At 46.9% G+C, this 19,452-nt stretch carries 14 protein-coding genes; 8 read left to right on the plus strand and 6 right to left on the minus strand.

The features are described from left to right. Positions 1-418 precede the first annotated feature (418 nt). The 5 genes from ACO0K1_RS12590 to ACO0K1_RS12610 form a co-directional block, all read right to left on the minus strand. Positions 419-2,992 (minus strand): DUF1631 family protein, encoded by a 2,574-nt coding sequence (locus ACO0K1_RS12590; RefSeq protein ID WP_423026204.1) that lies wholly within the window; start codon positions 2,990-2,992, stop codon positions 419-421. 106 nt (positions 2,993-3,098) lie between these two features. After that, on the minus strand, positions 3,099-5,696 hold the full coding sequence (locus ACO0K1_RS12595; protein ID WP_423026206.1) for a DNA topoisomerase III: 2,598 nt from the start codon (positions 5,694-5,696) through the stop codon (positions 3,099-3,101). A 170-nt stretch (positions 5,697-5,866) separates the two neighbouring features. Then, on the minus strand, positions 5,867-6,331 hold the full coding sequence (locus ACO0K1_RS12600; RefSeq protein ID WP_423026208.1) for a DUF494 family protein: 465 nt from the start codon (positions 6,329-6,331) through the stop codon (positions 5,867-5,869). A gap of 232 nt (positions 6,332-6,563) precedes the next feature. After that, the gene (dprA, locus tag ACO0K1_RS12605) at positions 6,564-7,667 is read right to left on the minus strand and encodes a DNA-processing protein DprA (RefSeq protein ID WP_423026210.1); all 1,104 of its coding nucleotides are present in this window, start codon (positions 7,665-7,667) and stop codon (positions 6,564-6,566) included. Positions 7,668-7,695: 28 nt separating this feature from the next. Then, positions 7,696-8,829, minus strand: coding sequence for a LysM peptidoglycan-binding domain-containing protein (locus ACO0K1_RS12610; RefSeq protein WP_423026212.1), 1,134 nt, complete (start codon positions 8,827-8,829; stop codon positions 7,696-7,698). A gap of 159 nt (positions 8,830-8,988) precedes the next feature. Between ACO0K1_RS12610 and def the strand changes: the two genes are divergently transcribed. From def to ACO0K1_RS12630, 4 genes are all read left to right on the plus strand, one after another. Then, positions 8,989-9,516, plus strand: a complete 528-nt coding sequence (gene def / locus ACO0K1_RS12615) for a peptide deformylase (protein ID WP_423026214.1) — start codon at positions 8,989-8,991, stop codon at positions 9,514-9,516. Further along, on the plus strand, positions 9,513-10,478 hold the full coding sequence (gene fmt, locus ACO0K1_RS12620; RefSeq protein WP_423026216.1) for a methionyl-tRNA formyltransferase: 966 nt from the start codon (positions 9,513-9,515) through the stop codon (positions 10,476-10,478). Before def ends, fmt begins: the two co-directional genes overlap by 4 nt. A 222-nt stretch (positions 10,479-10,700) precedes the next feature. Next, positions 10,701-11,282, plus strand: coding sequence for a hypothetical protein (locus ACO0K1_RS12625; protein WP_423026218.1), 582 nt, complete (start codon positions 10,701-10,703; stop codon positions 11,280-11,282). Next, positions 11,282-11,854 (plus strand): FlgO family outer membrane protein, encoded by a 573-nt coding sequence (locus ACO0K1_RS12630; RefSeq protein ID WP_423026220.1) that lies wholly within the window; start codon positions 11,282-11,284, stop codon positions 11,852-11,854. Before ACO0K1_RS12625 ends, ACO0K1_RS12630 begins: the two co-directional genes overlap by 1 nt. A 181-nt stretch (positions 11,855-12,035) precedes the next feature. On the opposite strand, the gene nhaR is transcribed toward ACO0K1_RS12630, so the two are convergent. Further along, the gene (gene nhaR, locus ACO0K1_RS12635) at positions 12,036-12,938 is read right to left on the minus strand and encodes a transcriptional activator NhaR (protein ID WP_423026300.1); all 903 of its coding nucleotides are present in this window, start codon (positions 12,936-12,938) and stop codon (positions 12,036-12,038) included. Positions 12,939-13,103: 165 nt separating this feature from the next. On the opposite strand from nhaR, the gene ACO0K1_RS12640 reads away from it, so the two are divergent. The 4 genes from ACO0K1_RS12640 (at position 13,104) to ACO0K1_RS12655 (ending at position 19,299) form a co-directional block, all read left to right on the plus strand. After that, entirely contained in the window at positions 13,104-13,784 is a 681-nt protein-coding gene (locus tag ACO0K1_RS12640; protein ID WP_423026302.1) for a Bax inhibitor-1/YccA family protein, read from the plus strand. Positions 13,785-13,786: 2 nt separating this feature from the next. Beyond that, complete coding sequence (locus ACO0K1_RS12645; protein WP_423026222.1) at positions 13,787-14,737, plus strand: TerC family protein; 951 nt, start codon at positions 13,787-13,789, stop codon at positions 14,735-14,737. 311 nt (positions 14,738-15,048) lie between these two features. After that, the gene (metH, locus tag ACO0K1_RS12650; RefSeq protein ID WP_423026224.1) at positions 15,049-18,792 is read left to right on the plus strand and encodes a methionine synthase; all 3,744 of its coding nucleotides are present in this window, start codon (positions 15,049-15,051) and stop codon (positions 18,790-18,792) included. Positions 18,793-19,053: 261 nt separating this feature from the next. Then, positions 19,054-19,299: a hypothetical protein gene (locus ACO0K1_RS12655; protein WP_423026225.1), complete on the plus strand. Its 246-nt coding sequence runs from the start codon at positions 19,054-19,056 to the stop codon at positions 19,297-19,299. Positions 19,300-19,452 lie beyond the last annotated feature (153 nt).

Raw genomic sequence — 19,452 nt, forward strand, 5'->3', positions numbered from 1 at the left:
TGCTCACATTTATTGACTGTTAATTGTTAAAGAACCGAATGGTGTAAATTCTTTTCCGCTCAAATCTAAGCATTTATTTACCTGATTTAGCAACGAAGCGTTGTGTTCGTTTGCAGCAGAGAAGCGAGATTATGCAGCACTTTATTTACCCTGTCAACTCCCTTGCTGCTTTTGCTGTTCGTTTCGATGCATCTTATGCAGATCTTGTCGCTTTCGCGCCAACTTCATCAAATCAAACCACCGGAGTTACCTGGCTGCTGCTTTCTTCTTACTTCCCGTTTTAGCGGGAGGAGAACTATAGCAAAGGCATGCCTATGAAAGCAAGCTTTAAGCATAAATTATTTATATGGAATAAAGAAATTAGTACGGATCGCTTTTCTGATTTTGATCTGCTATCTATCTGCTATCTATCTATCTGCTATCTATCAAGGGCATCGGCGGACTTTAGAACGGATAAAATCGATCTATCAAATAGACTTGCATTTTCCAATAACCTTGCTGTTCCATGATTTAGATGATGGCAAAAATCATCGATGGTGATAAAACCCGGCGCAGCATGAGATTTAAAACTCAGAACCAAGCTATTTGTTCCAGGACTACTCCAGTGCACACATCCGCGCCAGAAGCTTCCATCTAAACTCATTTCAATCGCTGTACCAGCGACCAGTCGCGCCTTCATTTCGTTGGCGTCTGTTACCTTCAATGGTTGAGTTAAGCGAATCGAATCCTCTTGTGTGCCTCTGGAGTTGAACTCTTCTTCTGTGAGCATCATGATGGTCAATCCTAGCTCAGACAAAATATCTATTAAATACTTGCGCATTTCTTGCGACTTGTCCCCTGTCGCAATGTCTGAGATTATCAGAGCAGGTTGTTTTGAAAATTCCCCAAACAGAGTACGAACTTCTTCCAGGGAGAGATCGGAATTTGTGCCTGGTGTGGGCTTTAATGCGCGCGAGTGTGCGTCCGCCAACCAGTTGGTTAATGCATTTTGTTTAAATTGACTCAACTCTGAAATTTCCATGCCCCGCTTTAAACAATCCATCATTGGCGGAACTAATTCGGCAAATAACAACCTCTCCTCTTGAGTGACCTTAGGGCGGATACTCCAGATGACATCAGGGACAAACTTCCTAAAATCTCCCGCCAATTCTGGATTTTGTCGGTCAGCGATATTAATCGCTCTGACCCACTCGTTTTCGAGAAAAGTCAGAAATGGTGTCGGCAAAACTAAGCTAGAAAGCGCAGCCTTCATGGTGTTCGATGTTTGTTCGAACTGGCTAAACCGAATTTGCGCTTCCTCGATCGACTTAACGGTGCGTCTTATGACCTTGTTCTGGATGCGCAATTCCCGCAAAACAAAAATATCGAAGCGATTAATAATTCTTTGGAACAATCCTGGGATACTACAGTCGTGCTGAACGAGCGTTTTAAAGATACGCTCGACTTCCGTTGCAAACTGCAGTTTTTGCGAATCGATATGCTGCACGGCGATCGTGACGGAGGCAATGCGATTCAATAATAAACGTGCCGGATGTTGGCTTGAGATCAAAAAATGCTGATCAATCAAGGCCAACTGCAAGTAAAGAAATTGCACGCGACCAATTTGAATCCGCAAGTCAATAGGAAGCAAGGAATCGAATAACATGGATTCAAAGATCAACGCGACAATATCAATTCTCATTTGCGCTTGCCTCGTGCGGACAAGTTGCATCAAAACATCGCGCTGTTCATGAATCAAGTTCCGTATCTCGCCACGCTCGTTGATCATATCCTTCGCTGCTGGCGTCAGCAATTTATGCATCTGACCAATAACGTCGTGGCAGTCCAGTCCGGCAAATGAAAATTTTGCCGCTGAAGCGGGGATATTGCCAGCTGAAACTTCCTGCTGATGAGCTTTCTGGAGTTGCTGTACTAAGTCTCGGATAGCAGCTAAATTTTGCTTATCGACGCTAATCGTCGAATCCGAAGGCTGTGGTGGTGGGCGAACTCTGGATTTAGTTTCCCAGCTTAAATCATCTTCAGCACCAAATGCAATGCGCAATGAATCTCCAAGGGCGCCACCACCTTCAAGCCAATTCAATGGGCCGGGCTCACGATTCCCAAGGATAATCTGATCTGCCGGAGCGATAGAGAAGCCAGCACGTCCACGTACAGCCATTAATAATTGTTCGATATTGATGGCAGGCTTCGTCATGAGCTGCGGAAAGTCCGCCGGAGGAACATTGTAGGCGGGTTTGGGAGCTGACGGGCTCCGCGCATCTGTGCGTTTCACACCGAGATGGTGTGACTGTACATCCTCAAATAGTGCCGATAATGCCGGCCGAGGTGCCTGGATTTTTGGTGCTTTATTTATCTTTAACGTCAGTTGCGAGCTAATCCCATGTTTGGCAAATGCTGCATTGGCAACTTGGTACATCTCTTTAACGTTGAAAGTGATACTCTCACCGATTTGCGTTATGAGTATCGCAGTCAGCTCGGGTGAAAATTTCAGACTATCAACGGCGAGCGAAATACAGCGAGCCAGGAGATAGGGGCGAAATGGATTTTCACGTTCGCGAATGTCATCTTGTCCAAATAACACTGCCAGACGAAGATTTAAATCAACCAACTCCTGTTCGGCAGCATCGCGGAAAAGCTGCATAATGTTATTAAAACGCAGGGAATTTTCAAAAGTCGACGAATCCAGCAAGCCAACTTTGTCTAATGATAATGATAAGGCTGATAACGTTGGGCGAAAGGCGTCATAGGTAGTTGCAATACTTCTGCTAAGCAACTGATCCATATTCAGATTCATTTGTCGAACTAATTCATCACGATTTTCTTGTAAAAGCACACGGGCGCGAAAAATCGCCGCCTTTTCTAGCGGGGAATTGCATGTAGATGCCTTGACAAATAGGGCCTCAATAGCAGATGGCACAATGAATTGCACCGCATTTTGAAAGCTATCGAAAAACCCCGAACGCGCACTAGCGAGTATTTCCTTCGGCTGCATACTGATCCTATTGCATAAATTACTTCATACAATATACAAAATCCTGATTTTTGTTTGCAAGATTGTGCAAACTAATCCGGATTACAATCGGCTCGAAAGAGTCGTATTAAGCTGCTTTCTTTTTACGTGCTGCTACTTTTTTTACTGGTGCATCTACGATGTCAGCTACTTTTTCAGCAGTAGACGCTTTAGATTTGGTTGCTGCTTTGCCCGCAGCTGGGGCTTTTGCTTTACGTTCTTCAAATTCAAAACTGACCTTACCGTCTTTACCCCTCACCAAAAAAGCTTTAAACGGACGACGGGTACGTTGTGAGACGAAACCAGGTAATAAATCAGTTTTACCATCAACCAACAGTTTCACCATTTGTTCTGGCAGAATTTCTTGTTGCAAAATGATGCGTCCACTACGGAAATCGCAAGCTTTCGGTTTTGCCATTGACTTTTCGCACACATAGTTCAGGGGCATTTCATAAACGCCGTTACCGCATTTTGGGCAAGGACCGAGAGAAGTCTGGGCACTAAAATCAACGCCCTCACCCTCTTCACCATCATCCTGGTTTTGTCCAAAGTCAAATTCCAGCTTGAGATTATTATGCTCGCTGTCTGGGACAATTTTCAAGACCGCGGCAAACGGTCTACCCATTTTTGAACGGAAACCTTGCAGTGGACCAATTTCGCGTTTTGCCAATAGTTCTTCGACTTCTGCCACTTCAAATTGACGACTACCAGGTGTTTTGCTCATAGAGAATTCACATTTGGTGCACGCAAAACGGCGATAGTTTTCCTTTACCACGCCGCCACAATGGGGGCACGGCGTGTGCAAAGTTGCATAGTCACCAGGTATTGTGTCATTGTCGTACTCTTTGGCACGCTTAACGATAATTTGTGTCATCTGGGCAATTTCGCGCATAAATTCTTCGCGACTGATTTTGCCTTTTTCCATTTGCGAGAGTTTATATTCCCACTCACCTGTCAACTCTGGGGAAGTCAACTCATCCACACCAAGGCCACGTAACAAAGTCATCAACTGGAATGCTTTGGCAGTTGGCATCAACTCGCGACCTTCACGCAGCAGATATTTTTCTGTCAATAAACCTTCAATAATCGCCGCGCGTGTCGCCGGAGTTCCCAGGCCTTTGCCTGCCATCGCATCACGCAAATCGCCATCATCAACGAGTTTTCCGGCACCTTCCATCGCTGACAGTAAGGTTGCTTCACTGTAACGCGCAGGTGGTTTGGTGACGAGACCGTGCGATGTAACATGATCCGCTAAGACTTTTTCACCTTTTGCAACGGCAACCAGGGTTCCTTTGCCGTCAGTATCTTTTTCTTCCAGTGCCTCTTTTCCATAAATTGCCAGCCAGCCGGCATTGGTCATGACCTTGCCTTCGGTTTTAAAGTGATGGCCGGTGACTTCCGTAATACGTGTAGTGACCTGAAATTCGGCGGCGGGGAAAAACACGGCCATAAAACGACGTGTTACCAGGTCATATAATTTTTGTTCGGGCTCCGATAAGTTTTTCGGTGCCTGACCAGTAGGGATGATCGCAAAGTGATCGCTGATCTTGCTGTTATCGAAAATCCGTTTATTCGGTTTGACCCAATTACTTTTCAAAATCTGGCTTGCAAACTGATGATAATTGTTGCTTTCCGAAATAGTACTCAAAGTCTGCTTCACTGTATCCAGATAGTCTTCTGGCAAATGGCGAGAGTCGGTACGTGGGTACGTCAATACTTTGTGTTTTTCATACAATGCTTGCGCCAGACCCAGCGTATTTTTGGCAGAAAAACCAAATTTAGCATTCGCTTCCCGCTGCAAACTGGTCAAATCAAATAAGCCCGGCGCCATTTGTGTGGCTGGTTTTGATTCTTCAGTAACATTGCCCTGACGGCCACGACAAGCGGCGACAATCGTGTCGGCAGCGAGCTTACTCCACAGGCGTTCGGCTTTTTTCTCGGGGTCGTGTTCATCTTTTTTGAATTGCTGATCCATCCACCGGCCTTCATAGATACCAACAGCACAGACGAATTCGGCACGAACCTCCCAAAAATCACGTGACACAAACTTCTTAATTTTTTCTTCGCGCTCGACAACGATTGACAAGGTTGGCGTTTGTACACGACCAACGGTGGTCAAATAAAACCCACCTTCTTTGGAATTGAAAGCGGTCATGGCACGCGTGCCATTAATGCCAATCAGCCAATCGGATTCTGAACGACAACGCGCTGCATCTGCTAAAGGCATCATATCGTCATCGCTGCGCAACTTTTGAAAGCCGTCACGTATTGCCCCGGGTGTCATCGATTGCAGCCATAGACGTTTGACAGATTGCTTGGCTTTTGCATGTTGAGCAATCAAACGAAAAATTAGCTCTCCCTCGCGGCCCGCGTCACATGCGTTGATCAGCGCGGAAACATCTTTGCGCTTAATTAACTTCGTCAGCACTTTTAAACGCGTTTCGGTTTTTGCAATCGGATTCAAGGCGAAGTACGGAGGAATCATCGGTAAATGCGTGAAACTCCATTTGCCGCGCTTGACGTCGTATTCTTCTGGAACAGTAATTTCTAATAAATGACCAACTGCTGAAGACAAGACGTAGTCATCAGATTCAAAATAATCATCATGCTTAGTGAAACCTCCCAATGCTTTCGCAATATCGGCGGCGACTGAGGGTTTTTCGGCAATGATGAGCGTTTTTGTCATTTCGGGATTCTCGAATGGTGTTCGGTGCAAGGAAAACAATGTCGAATGTACAACATTTTCCGCAAATAAGCGTAAGACTAACCTAAATTAGCGTGGAATGATCAGCGTGGCAGTCTAAAAAACATTATCAATATACGATTTTTGTTAAAAATCTTAGTATATTGGAATGATTAGTGCAAAAGGCGAGTGGCATTGTCGTCATCTGACAACAATAATTCATCAAACATCAGCATATCAGGTTCGGCACCCTGACTCCACAACATCATCAGAACAATGATACGCAGTTTATCTAACGGCAGCGGCGATTCATTCACTGCCAAAGCACGTTCAATGACGATTTCACGTTGTAGAGAAGATAATAAACCGGCCGATTCTAAAAATTGAATAAAACCGATTGCTTGCGTCCCTAGTGCTGAAATTTCAATAGGAGCATATACACGAAAACCACTTGAGCTCTTCGGTGCTGGTTGCTTCTCATCAGTCGTGAGGGCTAAGCCAGTCAACCAATCAAGTGCTTCTGAAATTTCATCTTCAGGGAAACCAACCGCAGATAATTTTTTGACCAAGGCCGCAGTATCCGGGCAAGCGTCGGGCCGGTAATAAGTTTCGTAGAGGTAAACAAGGATATCAAACATAGCACTACTCTATCTGTTGCAGCAGATTCGGACAAGTCCCTTAGCACTGATTACGGCTTTGTTTTTCATTTTTTAATACACTGCGTGTCCTTCGGAATCAACGATATTCGAAATAACGACTATAAAAACGTATCAAAATACCTATAAAACATATTTAAAAGAAATTTCTTCACGTGAGAACCGCCTCTGATTCACTTAATAAAGTGGCAGGCAGCAAACGACCTTAAGTTATTCAGACCAACCGACGATAAAGAGCTCCCGGTAAGGCTTCAACGCGTCCAGCTAACTCTAAATCCAGCAAGTGTGCAGATAGACTTGCGATATCGAGCCCACTATATTGCACCAACAAATCTAGAGGGGTCGGTTCATAAGTGATTTTTGCTAACAATCCGGGTGCTGTTTTTTCTATATGGCACAAATCGGTATCTGCCAATAACTTCACTGACTTTTGCGGTGGAAAGGCAACTTGTAATTCCTCTAAAATATCTTGGGCCGACTCAACTAGTTTCGCGCCTTGTTTTATCAGCTGATGATTGCCCTTTGAGAGCGGTGAATGTATAGAGCCAGGTATGGCAAAAATATCGCGTCCTTGCTCGGCGGCCATTCTTGCGGTGATCAGCGACCCCGATTGTACTGCCGCTTCGACGACCAAAACTCCTAGTGCTAAGCCAGAAATTATTCTGTTTCTTCGCGGGAAATTAGCCGCTATTGCAGGTGTACCGAGTGAGTATTCACTGACTATACAACCTTTACCAGATATAGTATGTGCAAGTTGATGATTCTTTGCTGGATAAACAATATCAGCGCCGGTACCAATAACGGCGATTGTCGCGCCCCGCCCGCGTAATGCGCCTTGATGCGCTGCAGCGTCGATACCAGCAGCAAGACCAGAGCTAATAGTTAAACCAGCCTGACTCAAGGCTTCCGAAAATTGTTCGGCATTTCGTAGGCCCTGGAGGGTTGCATTGCGACTACCAACAACACCGACGCCAGGAGCGGACAGTAGTTCTATTCGACCTTTAACATACAAAAGAATAGGGGGATCAGCGATCTCTAACAAAGAACGCGGATAACGATCATCCGCAAGTGTGATGATCTGATTTTGTGGCTGTTGGCACCAGTTCTGCGTTTTTTCAAACAAGGCAAGTAGCGTAACTGATGGTGGTTGCAACAAAGCCTTGGCGATGCGAGGTGTTACTACGGTAGTCAGCTGTTCATAGCTACTTGCGAAAATTTGTTGAGGTAAACCAAATGTCCGCAGCAACTTGTAAGCTGTTCCCGCACCAACCCCAGGCGTTTGCTCTAGCTGCAACCAAGATAAAAAGTCAGCGGACAAATGGCGACCTTGTCAGTCAATCTGCTAATTACTGCGGCGAACGGGCAACATCGCCAACTTTAACGAAGTCTTTCACCTGCATAATCAAGCCGTAAGAGATATTGTCGAACACCCGGAAAATAAATACATTGCCATATAACTCGTCAGGTAATTTTACGCGACGGTTTTCATCAGTACGATCGATGATCGTCTCACCATGGCGTTCTAAGGCTAAGACCATCCCAGTATTGATGCCACTTTCACTTCCGCGATTAATGGCAACGATCTGATTCTGGCCAGCAACTGATACGCCGCCATATACGCTGACAACCCGCCCTCTGACGTCTTCGGAAGGTGGGTGCGGGACGTAATTTAAGATGGGGGTCGGTGGCAATGGCAGTAAACGATCGCCAACGGACATTTCTTCTTTTGATTTGACGACGATAAACGTGTGAACATCGCCCTCGTCACCTGCTTCACGGTCGAGCTTTAAGGTGCCGACAAATGCAGCCTCGAAACCGATTACCTGGCCGTTATCAGGATCCTTTAAAGCGACGCCGGGACGAAATACCTGGAATGAAGTGCCACCATCAAGATCGCCCCTGACATACGCTTTTTCGCCTTGTCCCATATTCACCCGACTTTCGCTGGCGGCGACAATGCGCGGAGTTCGATCAAGTGCATTTGCCTCGATAATCAAAGGCTGCGATAAGAACGGTTCAATAACCGCTGAAGGGATCGACGGGATAGCGTCTGCGCCAAGTCCCTCAACACGTGAATGGGGCGTCCATTTGACCGTCGGGACGCCGCCTGACGAGCCGTCTCCGTTGCCATTCCCATTACTCGACACGTTTGCCAAACGCAAACGTTGATTAATCCGATCAAAATACACAATTTGTCCGGGATAAATCCAATGCGGATTTCGAATATCCTCTTTATTCATGCCCCAGACTTGTGGCCAACACCACGGATTCTGTAAAAATTGCGCAGAAATCCCCCACAACGTGTCCCCTCTGACGACGAGATGTTTATCCGGCGCATCTGGTAAAAATGTACATTTGCTACTATTTGCGACAGTTTGCGCTTGCGCAATGGTTGCATCCGCCGGATTTGCAAGTGAAACTCCTGAAGCAAATGAAAGACCAGCGGCGAGGATGGCGGTGATTGTGCTAAACTTTTTCATGTACATTATCCGATGCAAGATGCTGCGAAACAGCAAACTGGCAAGCACGCAGGCAAACGCTTGCAAAACTTGCCAAATTGAATCAAATTCTGCCCATAAATCCTTGAACTAGCAAGAAAAACAGCGCAATTGCCTCCACGGCTTGTTGTGAAAAGTCTTATGTCCATATTAAATATTTTGCGTTATCCCGATCCGCGTCTTCACAAGAAGGCAAAACCGGTCACCGTTTTTGATGAGCGATTGAAAAAACTCATTGCCGATATGGCAGAAACTATGTACGACGCCCCTGGCGTCGGACTTGCTGCATCGCAAGTAGATGTCCACGAGCAATTAGTCGTGATTGATACTTCAGAAACAAATGATCAATTGCAAGTTTTTATCAATCCTGAGATTATTTGGGCTAGCCCTGAGAAGAAGGTCTATGACGAAGGCTGCCTGTCGGTTCCTGGTGTCTACGATGGTGTAGAGCGTCCTGCCGAAGTCAAAGTCAAAGCACTTAATGCCAATGGATTGCCATTTGAAGTTCATGCCGATGGCTTGTTGGCCGTTTGCATTCAGCATGAAATGGATCATTTACTCGGCAAAGTATTTGTAGAGTACCTGTCGCCGTTGAAGCGTAATCGCATCAAAACCAAGATGGTCAAAGAAGAGCGCGAAATCGCACGCAAAGAGGCGAACCGCCGATGAAGGTAATTTTTGCCGGCACGCCAGAATTTGCCGCGACAGCATTGGCAGCGATCCATGAGGCTGGCCACGAAATTGTTCTGGTATTGACGCAACCAGATCGTCCTGCGGGACGTGGTATGCAATTGCACGCTTCAGCGGTTAAACAATACGCTCTGGCACATAACATTCCAGTTGCGCAACCGGTATCGCTTCGTTTGGATGGTAAATATCCCGCTGTGGCTGCCGAAGCACATACTTTGCTGCACAGCACACCACATGACGTTATGGTGGTAGCAGCATATGGATTGATTTTGCCGTTGTCAGTGTTAAACATCCCACCACTTGGCTGCCTGAACATTCACGGCTCTTTGTTGCCACGCTGGCGCGGAGCTGCGCCTATCCACCGTGCGATTGAAGTGGGTGACCCGGAGACGGGGATTACGATCATGCAAATGGAAGAGGGCCTCGACACTGGGCCTATGCTATTGGCAGAACGTGTCGCCATTGCGGACACCGACACCACAGGCTCTTTGCACGATACGTTGGCAGCGTTAGGTGGTAACTTGATCGTGCAAGCATTACAACGATTGGCATTGGGTGAGCTACCGGCAACCGTTCAACCGGAACTTGGCATCACATACGCTGCCAAAATCAGCAAAGAAGAAGCGGCTTTAGACTGGGTATTGTCGGCTGAAAGCTTGTCAAGAAAAATCCGCGCTTTCAACCCTTTCCCTGGCACACATACACAATACGGCGATAAAACGATCAAAGTGTTCCATGCACGCGCACTGCCGCCAGCGGCATATGATGACACGCCAGTGCCGGGAGAAATACTTAGCGCATCCGCAAATGACGGTATCATCGTTGCCTGTGGTACAGGCTGTCTGCAACTCACCGAATTGCAAAAGCCAGGTGGTAAGCGACTTCCCGCTGCGGAATTTTTACAGGGTTTTCCGCTGAGTGTAGGTACGAAGTTCTCTTGATTTAAGACGGCGTGCAGCAAAAAAGCGACAGCAATCTTACCAATAGGACCACTGTCTCCCAATTCGGCGGATAAACATCCGAAACCTTGTTGGTATGGAGCAAATTCTTTGTTATCTGGTAATACTTGTTGTATTCTCTGAGGCTCAATGTCGATCAGGGCATCGGCCAGCATCGATGCCACTATCGTGTCGATCCTGACAAGAATTTAAAAAGGTAAGTGCATGAAGATATTTGTACCTGTTGCCTGCGCAATAATGCTGCTAACGGGTTGCTCCACACCGTTTTACAATGATGCTAAGTACAACACGACTACCGCTGACAAAGTGGCTAGTGGCAATGCGGCATCAAACTGGTTACTCATCGCGAAAGATGTGGCGGATCAAATTAAGCTCGGTACTGATAAAATTGGTGCTCCGGTCTTTGTTACACCACCCGCGAACCGAAGTCATTTCGCGCAAGCTTTTTATACACAGGTCGTTACTTCACTGGTGAATCAAGGTGTGACTGTCAGAAAATTTAACGATGGCACAGCACAAATCATCGACATTGATACACAATTAGTACGCTTTTCCTCGGACAAAGCACAAAATCAAGCAAATCAGCATTTCATGGGAGTTGCTGGAGTGGTTTCATCGACTAACAATGAAAATCTACCTATGTACGAAGTGATTGTCACCACATCGCTGATCAAAAATGCGCAATATGTCGCTCGACGCACTGATGCATATCCTGTCAATGAATACGATGCGTCCCTTTATAACAAGGATGCTGAATTTACTTTTAAAGTCACCGGAGGCCAATAATGTTGAAACCACTTGTACTTGCTATTAGCTGCGGCGTGTTAATCAGCGGCTGCTCATCCCTGAATAATTTCGGCGGCAACTCTTCAGCCACGTCTGCCCAGGCACTCTCGTGGAAAGAGGCAGAAACCAACGAATTCATCCCCACCAACCAAAGAGCAGCGGCGGCGTTGATCGCGGCGGCGGCCAATTCTTTAGATAAATCACGTCCGTTGATCGTAGCGACACTGGCCAACATCAACGCGTTAGAAGAATCTTCGCCGTTTGGCCGTATCGTGGCAGAACAAGTGTCCGGTCAATTTTCTCGCTCCGGCTATCAAATGGTAGAGATGAAATTTCGCGACAAAGTGTTCATTAAACAAAATGTCGGCGAACTTTTATTGACTCGCGAAATTAAAGAAGTGGCAAAAGATCACGCTGCACAAGCCGTGATTGTTGGAACCTATGCGGAAAGCGAAAAATTAGTATTCGTGAATCTGAAGCTTATTCGTCCGGGCGACAACATCGTCCTTGGCACTTACGATTACGCATTGCCGATGGACAGAACCGTTAAATCTTTGCTCGGCCGTCATTAATTCTGGCGTCAGAGACACCGCGTTCCGCGACTACTGCGAACGCGGTGTATCAATATACTCCCTATCAGTATAGATATTTGATGTCGCTTCAATGAGTATTTGCAATGACTCTTCAAAAGAATCGCCATATACTCCCCATAATCAATATAGCTTTAACGCGAATAATGCGCACATATCGAGTTCAGGTTCTAAACATCGCGCCCTGCGCCGCATGACTGATCGCCAACACTGCCGGATGGGTCAATTTACGCTGCACTGAAATGGCATAGAACTGTTCACAAATATCGTCCGTGCTGCCGATCAAATTAACATCGTACTGTCGCATTACCATGTCTGCAATCACGCTGGGGGCAGCAAACATGCCAGCGCCAGCCTGGCCAAAAGCGCTCATCAATGCACTGTCGTCAAATTCGCCAGCAATTCGTGGATGCAATTCTTGTTGATCGATCCACTGTAATAAACGTGAGCGCATGGCGGCATCTTCCCCAGGCAGCAATAGCGGCGCCCCTTCAAGACATGCGGGGAAAGGGGCAGGAAATTGCGCACTCAACCCTGAAGTAGCAAAGAAACTCACACCGGATTCACCCAGCAAATGGTTATAAGCCCGCACCTTGGCGTTCGCCGGCATCGGGCTATCTGAAATCACGACATCCAATTTATGTGCTGCCAACTCGGCCAGCAACATATCCAATTTACCTTCGCGACAATTAATGCGTAAGGTTTGTGGCAATTGCAGCGCTGGTTCCAATAATTTATACGCAACGATTTTCGGTAACGCATCTGAGACCCCGACCCGCAATTGCAACGTGCGCTCGGTCGGACGATGGTGTAATACTTCTTCTAATTCTTGCCCAAGCGCGAAAATATCTTCTGCGTAGCTTAAAACCAGACGGCCCGCCTCCGTCAGCTCAAGGTTACGCCCGTTTTTGCGGAATAATGTTTCCCCTTGGGTCTGTTCAAACAAACTTAACTGTCCACTGATGGTTTGCGGAGTAAGATGCAGCTGTTCACTGGCGCGCGCTATACTACCGGCCTTGGCAACTGCCCAAAAATAGTGCAAATGTTTGTAATTTAAATTGGACAAAGTCAGCTCGGTAATAAAATGCATCGATTTTTACGAAGTATTTATCAATTATATTCGACTTTTATTGCGGTTCATTTACTACTACACTAGTCTTGCTCTTTAAAAAAGGGTAAGACATGCCGCCAGACAGCGATGTCTTCATTATTTCAGGAGAAAAGTATGAGAATTACCGGTCGTACCAATGCAAGCAATGTGCAAACTGTTGACTATATCGACAGCACAGCGAGCGACAGTCTGAAAGTCTTGCGCAACACCTACATGTTGCTGTCCATGACATTGCTGTTTTCCGCGCTGACCGCTGGATTAACCGTCGCCTACGCCGTTCCGGGCCCGGGTTCTATCCTGACTTTAGTTGGCTATTTCGGGTTACTCTTTGCGACCACCAAGTTACGCAATAGCGCATGGGGTATTTTGTCCGTGTTCGCCTTAACCGGCTTTATGGGTTATAGCCTTGGCCCTATCCTGAGTCACTATTTGCATTTACCTGGTGGCGCAACGATCGTTATGACGGCGATGGGCATGACTGGACTGATTTTCCTGGGATTGTCAGCGTATGTTTTAGTCAGCAAACGCGATTTTAGCTTTATGGGTGGCTTTCTGATGGCTGGTATGATCGTGGTCTTGGTCGCTAGTCTGGGCGCCATTTTCTTCCAGATTCCAGCGTTGTCTTTGACCATTTCCGCAGTCATTGTGTTATTGATGTCCGGCATGATTTTGTTCGAAACCAGCAACATCATCAATGGCGGTGAAACCAATTACATCATGGCGACCGTCAATCTGTACGTGACATTGTTCAATCTGTTCGTCAGCTTATTGCAGTTGTTGGGATTTGCTGAGAAGGAGTAAATATGTTGCATTCCGTCGCTCAACCCTGGATGTGGGTGGTATTTATAGGCTTTGTCTTTGCCATGTTGGCGGTTGATGTCTTTGCGCTCGGCGGGTCACGTGCGCACAAAGTCAGCATTCGGGAAGCGGCGGTGTGGTCGGTGATCTGGGTCAGTCTGGCATTAGGGTTTGATGCCGGCCTCTGGTTCTATCTCAAGCAAACTGCTGGTGCGGAAATCGCAACAGCAAAAGCAATGGAATTTCTGACCGGTTACGTGATTGAAAAATCACTTTCAGTCGATAACGTCTTTGTATTTTTGCTGATCTTTGGTCACTTTTCTGTACCTGTCCAATACCAACGCAAAGTCCTGCTGTACGGTGTAGTTGGCGCCATTGTCATGCGTATCGTCATGATTTTGGCGGGTAGCTGGGTGGTCACGCAATTTGCCTGGGTAATGTATCTGTTTGGGCTTTTCTTGCTCATTACTGGTGCGCGGATGCTGCTTTCGTCCAACCATGAATCCGATGTTGACAGCAATCCAGTACTAAAATTAGCTAAAAAGCTACTGCCATTTACCAATGAGTTTCATGCAGAAAAATTCAGTATCAAACGCGATGGCAAACGTTTTTTCACACCTTTGCTGTTGGTACTGATACTAATTGAAGTGTCAGACGTGGTATTTGCTGTCGATTCGATTCCCGCAATATTTGCGGTGACAACCGATCCCTTCATCGTCTTCACGTCGAATATTTTCGCCATTATGGGGTTGCGTGCCTTGTATTTTTTACTCGCAGATATGGCAGATCGCTTCCATTTATTGAAATTTGGACTCGCCTTCGTGCTGATGTTTGTCGGTATCAAAATGCTCATTGTCGATTGGATGCACGTACCGACGGACATCTCATTGATTACGATAGGCGTCATTTTAGGGACTTCTATTGTTGCTAGTTTAGTTAGTAGCCGCAAATCCTGAGTTTTCGACTTTTGTTTTCCCATTGGGCGTCTCGGCATAAGAGACGCCTTTTTTTTGACCCTCAAAATTACGCTGATGACCTTGCCTTTGTGCAAAGAACGCATAACCATCTAACCACAATGTATAAGCAAAATCTCCTAAAATGGGGGCAGAATACGTCCAAGCCTTTGATCTGACGTATAATTTATCTTTCCCAGCGCCGATTTGAGATTCAGATTGCGGGCGCGTAATAAGTGCTGCTAAAAGGACGTCGCCCGATCCGCCTGCATGCACAAGCCGATCGGGTTTTTTGCTTTTAGCGAGTGAACATCATGAACTTATCCCTGCCAGTCTCTGCCACCGAAATCCGTTTGCGTGAAATCTTGCAACAACGCATCATGATACTGGATGGGGCAATGGGTACCATGATCCAACGCTACAAGCTGACCGAAGAAGACTATCGCGGCGAGCGTTTTAAAGATTTTGCCGTTCCCGGCAAAGAATTATTCGTCAAAGGCAATAACGAATTATTGACCTTAACCCAGCCGCATATCATTCAGGAAATTCACGAACAATATCTGGCAGCTGGCGCCGACCTGATCGAGACCAATACCTTTGGCGCGACCACGGTGGCACAAGACGATTACCACATGGCACATCTGGCCTATGAAATGAACGTGCAAGCGGCAAAAATTGCGCGTGCGGCATGTGACAAATATTCGAGCGACGACAAACCACGCTTTGTCGCGGGTGCTTTGGGTCCAACGCCAAAAACTGCCTCGATTTCACCCGATGTGAATGACCCAGCCGCACGTAATGTGACGTTTGATCAACTGGTCGCGGCCTATCTGGAGCAAACCCGTGGTCTGGTCGAAGGTGGTGCCGATGTGCTGCTGGTCGAAACTATTTTTGATACGCTCAATTGCAAAGCCGCGTTGTTTGCGATTGACCAGTATTTTGAAGAAACTGGCAAGACCTTGCCTATGATGATTTCTGGCACGGTGACGGATGCCTCTGGGCGTATTTTGTCAGGTCAAACTGTGCCAGCCTTCTGGAATTCCGTCCGTCATGCTAAACCGCTGACCATCGGTTTGAACTGTGCTTTGGGCGCAGCGCTGATGCGTCCGTATGCCGAAGAATTATCCAAAATCGCCGACACCTTTGTGTGCATTTATCCGAACGCCGGTTTACCTAACCCCATGAGCGATACAGGCTTTGATGAGTTGCCTGCCGATACCTCAGCATTGCTGAAAGAATTTGCGGAAGCAGGTTTCATCAACATCGCTGGTGGTTGCTGCGGCACCACACCACCGCACATTAAGGCGATTGCCGATATTCTGCAAACCCAGGCACCGCGCGTCTTGCCAACCATAGAACCAGCAATGCGATTGTCAGGGCTGGAGCCATTTACCGTTGATGCGCAGTCACTGTTCGTCAATGTTGGTGAGCGAACGAACGTCACAGGTTCCAAGGCCTTTGCGCGTTTGATTTTGAATGAACAATACGACGAAGCATTAGCCGTCGCTCGTCAGCAAGTAGAAAATGGTGCGCAGGTCATCGACATCAACATGGATGAAGCGATGCTCGATTCACAAGCCGCGATGACGCGTTTTTTGAATCTGATCGCCTCAGAACCGGATATTGCGCGCGTGCCCTTGATGATCGACTCATCAAAATGGTCGGTGATTGAAGCAGGTTTGAAATGCGTGCAAGGTAAAGCCATCGTCAACTCGATTTCCATGAAAGAAGGCGAGGCGGAATTCCTGCGTCAGGCAACACTGTGCAAACGTTATGGTGCGGCGGTGATCGTCATGGCCTTTGATGAAAAAGGGCAAGCCGATACGTATCAACGCAAGATAGAAATTTGCGAACGTGCGTATCGCCTTTTAGTCGACAAATTAAACTTTGATCCGCAAGATATTATTTTCGATCCGAATATTTTTGCGGTCGCCACCGGTATTGAAGAACACAACAATTACGCGGTGGATTTTATTGAAGCAACACGTTGGATACATCAAAATCTACCAGGCGCAAAAATCAGCGGTGGTGTGTCTAACGTCAGTTTTTCTTTCCGCGGCAACGACCCCGCACGCGAAGCAATTCACACCGTATTTTTATACCACGCGATTCAAGCAGGCATGACCATGGGCATCGTCAATGCCGGCATGGTTGGTGTCTATAGCGAACTGGCACCAGAATTACGCGAACGCGTGGAAGACGTGGTGCTCAATCGCCGTGAAGACGCGACTGAGCGCATGATTGAATTTGCCGCCACCCTTAAAGCCGGTGGCAAAAAAGAAGAAGCCACCCTGGAATGGCGTAGCGAACCAGTTGGCAAACGACTGGCACATGCGATGGTACATGGCATCACTCAATGGATCGTTGAAGATACCGAAGAAGCGCGACAAGAGATCATGAACGATGGCGGTCGCCCAATTCAAGTCATTGAAGGTTCGCTGATGGCGGGCATGAATATCGTCGGCGATTTATTCGGTCAGGGCAAAATGTTCTTGCCACAAGTCGTCAAATCCGCACGCGTCATGAAGCAAGCGGTGGCACATCTGGTGCCGTTTATCGAAGAAGAAAAGAAGCGCAGCGGCAACAATAAACCCAAAGGTAAAATCGTCATCGCTACCGTCAAAGGTGACGTGCATGACATTGGTAAAAACATCGTCACCGTGGTTCTTCAATGCAATAATTTTGAAGTGGTAAACATGGGCGTCATGGTGCCGTGTTCAGAAATTTTAGCGAAAGCGAAAGCAGAAAACGCCGACATCATTGGCCTGTCAGGATTGATCACGCCATCACTCGAAGAAATGGCCTATGTCGCTAAAGAGATGCAACGCGATCCGCATTTCCGTATGATGAAAATTCCGTTGATGATTGGCGGCGCAACCACCAGCCGCGCTCATACGGCTGTCAAAATCGCGCCGAATTACGAAGGTCCTGTCGTCTACGTGCCGGACGCATCGCGTTCTGTATCAGTCGCACAATCCTTGCTGACACCAGAAAGCCGCGACCAATACATCGCTGATTTAGGCACTGATTACGAACGCATCCGCGTGCAACACGCGAATAAAAAAGCCACGCCACTAGTGACACTGGCACAAGCCCGTGCCAATAAAATGAAACTCCGTTTTGACGGCGCGAATACGCCCGTCAAACCTAAGTTCATCGGTCGTCGCGTATTTAAAAACGTCGATCTCGCGACGCTTGCCAATTACATCGATTGGGGTCCGTTCTTCCAGACCTGGGATTTGGCAGGTCCGTATCCTGCGATTTTGACCGATGAAGTGGTTGGTGAAGCAGCGAGCAAGGTATTCGCTGAAGGTCAGGCAATGTTGAAAAAAATCATCGAAGGGCGCTGGCTCACCGCCAACGGCGTGGTGTCATTGTTACCTGCCAATACGGTGAATGATGACGACATAGAAATCTATACCGACGATAGCCGCCATGACGTAGCTTTCACTTATTACGGCACCCGCCAGCAAACTGAAAAGCCGGTGATTGATGGCGTGGCTCGCCCTAACCAATGTTTATCGGATTTTATCGCGCCCAAAGACAGCGGCATCGCTGACTACATAGGCATGTTTGCAGTTACTGCAGGTTTGGGTATAGAAAAGCACGAAAAACGTTTTGAAGATGCACATGATGATTACAGCAGCATCATGCTGAAATCATTAGCCGATCGATTAGCAGAAGCATTTGCCGAGTATTTACACGAACGTATCCGTAAGGATTTGTGGGGCTACGCTACCGATGAAGCACTCACGAATGCGGAGCTGATCAAAGAGAGTTATCTCGGCATTCGCCCTGCGCCTGGCTATCCGGCTTGCCCTGAACATACCGTCAAAACCGCAATGTTCAAGCAAATGCAGTGCGAAGAAATCGATATGTTTATTACAGAATCGTGGGCAATGATTCCCGGTGCTGCGGTGTCTGGATTTTACTTCGCCCATACCGAATCAAAATACTTCAGTGTCGGCAAAATCGGTGACGACCAGGTCAACGACATGGCCACACGCCGTGGTGTTTCGAAAGAGGACGTAGAGCGGTGGCTGGCGCCTAATTTGTAAGCAGTCGCCTGCATGACGCACCTGAGAACTGAAGGTTAGATAAGTGTGTTGAGTTGTCTTTTTTAGGTCGTGCGTAGTGTGTGTAAATGTTTCTTATTTTTAGTGCTCTACGTTCTAAAATTTGGGTAAGCTTGTTTACCGGACAATCAAAAAATTGTCGTACCAATAGGCTAAATCTGATTCACAGAGGAATTCGCCATGTAGGAGCAAAACACACTTTCCTTGTGGCTAAGTCGCCATCCGATCTGGGCATTTTTGCTGATGACGAGCAGTTTTTTGTGTTTTGGCATACTCAGTGTCGATCTGGCGAAAGTGATTTTGGCCAATGCAGAATACATTAGCGATAATGGCTGGACTGGCATTATGGATGGCGGTTTACAACAATTTTTTGAGCTCGTCAGAAATGCAATTGCCGCAATGTTTTTTTATCTCGTTTTCAAATTATGTGAACGTGTCTTAGTTGATAAATTAGCAAACCGATATTTAAAATCGCGCCAAAAATCTTGATGCAGGACTAAGGTAACAAGTCCGATTTGGTGGTCTACCTATTCCGCTTCGTTTCACTCGAAACCAAGTAACTATCTGAGCTTGACTTGCTTACCGTAAGAATTGATCCCTCCGCGGCCTTTGTACAAAATTCAATTTCAGAAACATCTTGAA

Origin of the sequence: Undibacterium sp. SXout20W, from assembly GCF_049340285.1 — a bacterium.
Taxonomy (GTDB): domain Bacteria; phylum Pseudomonadota; class Gammaproteobacteria; order Burkholderiales; family Burkholderiaceae_D; genus Undibacterium.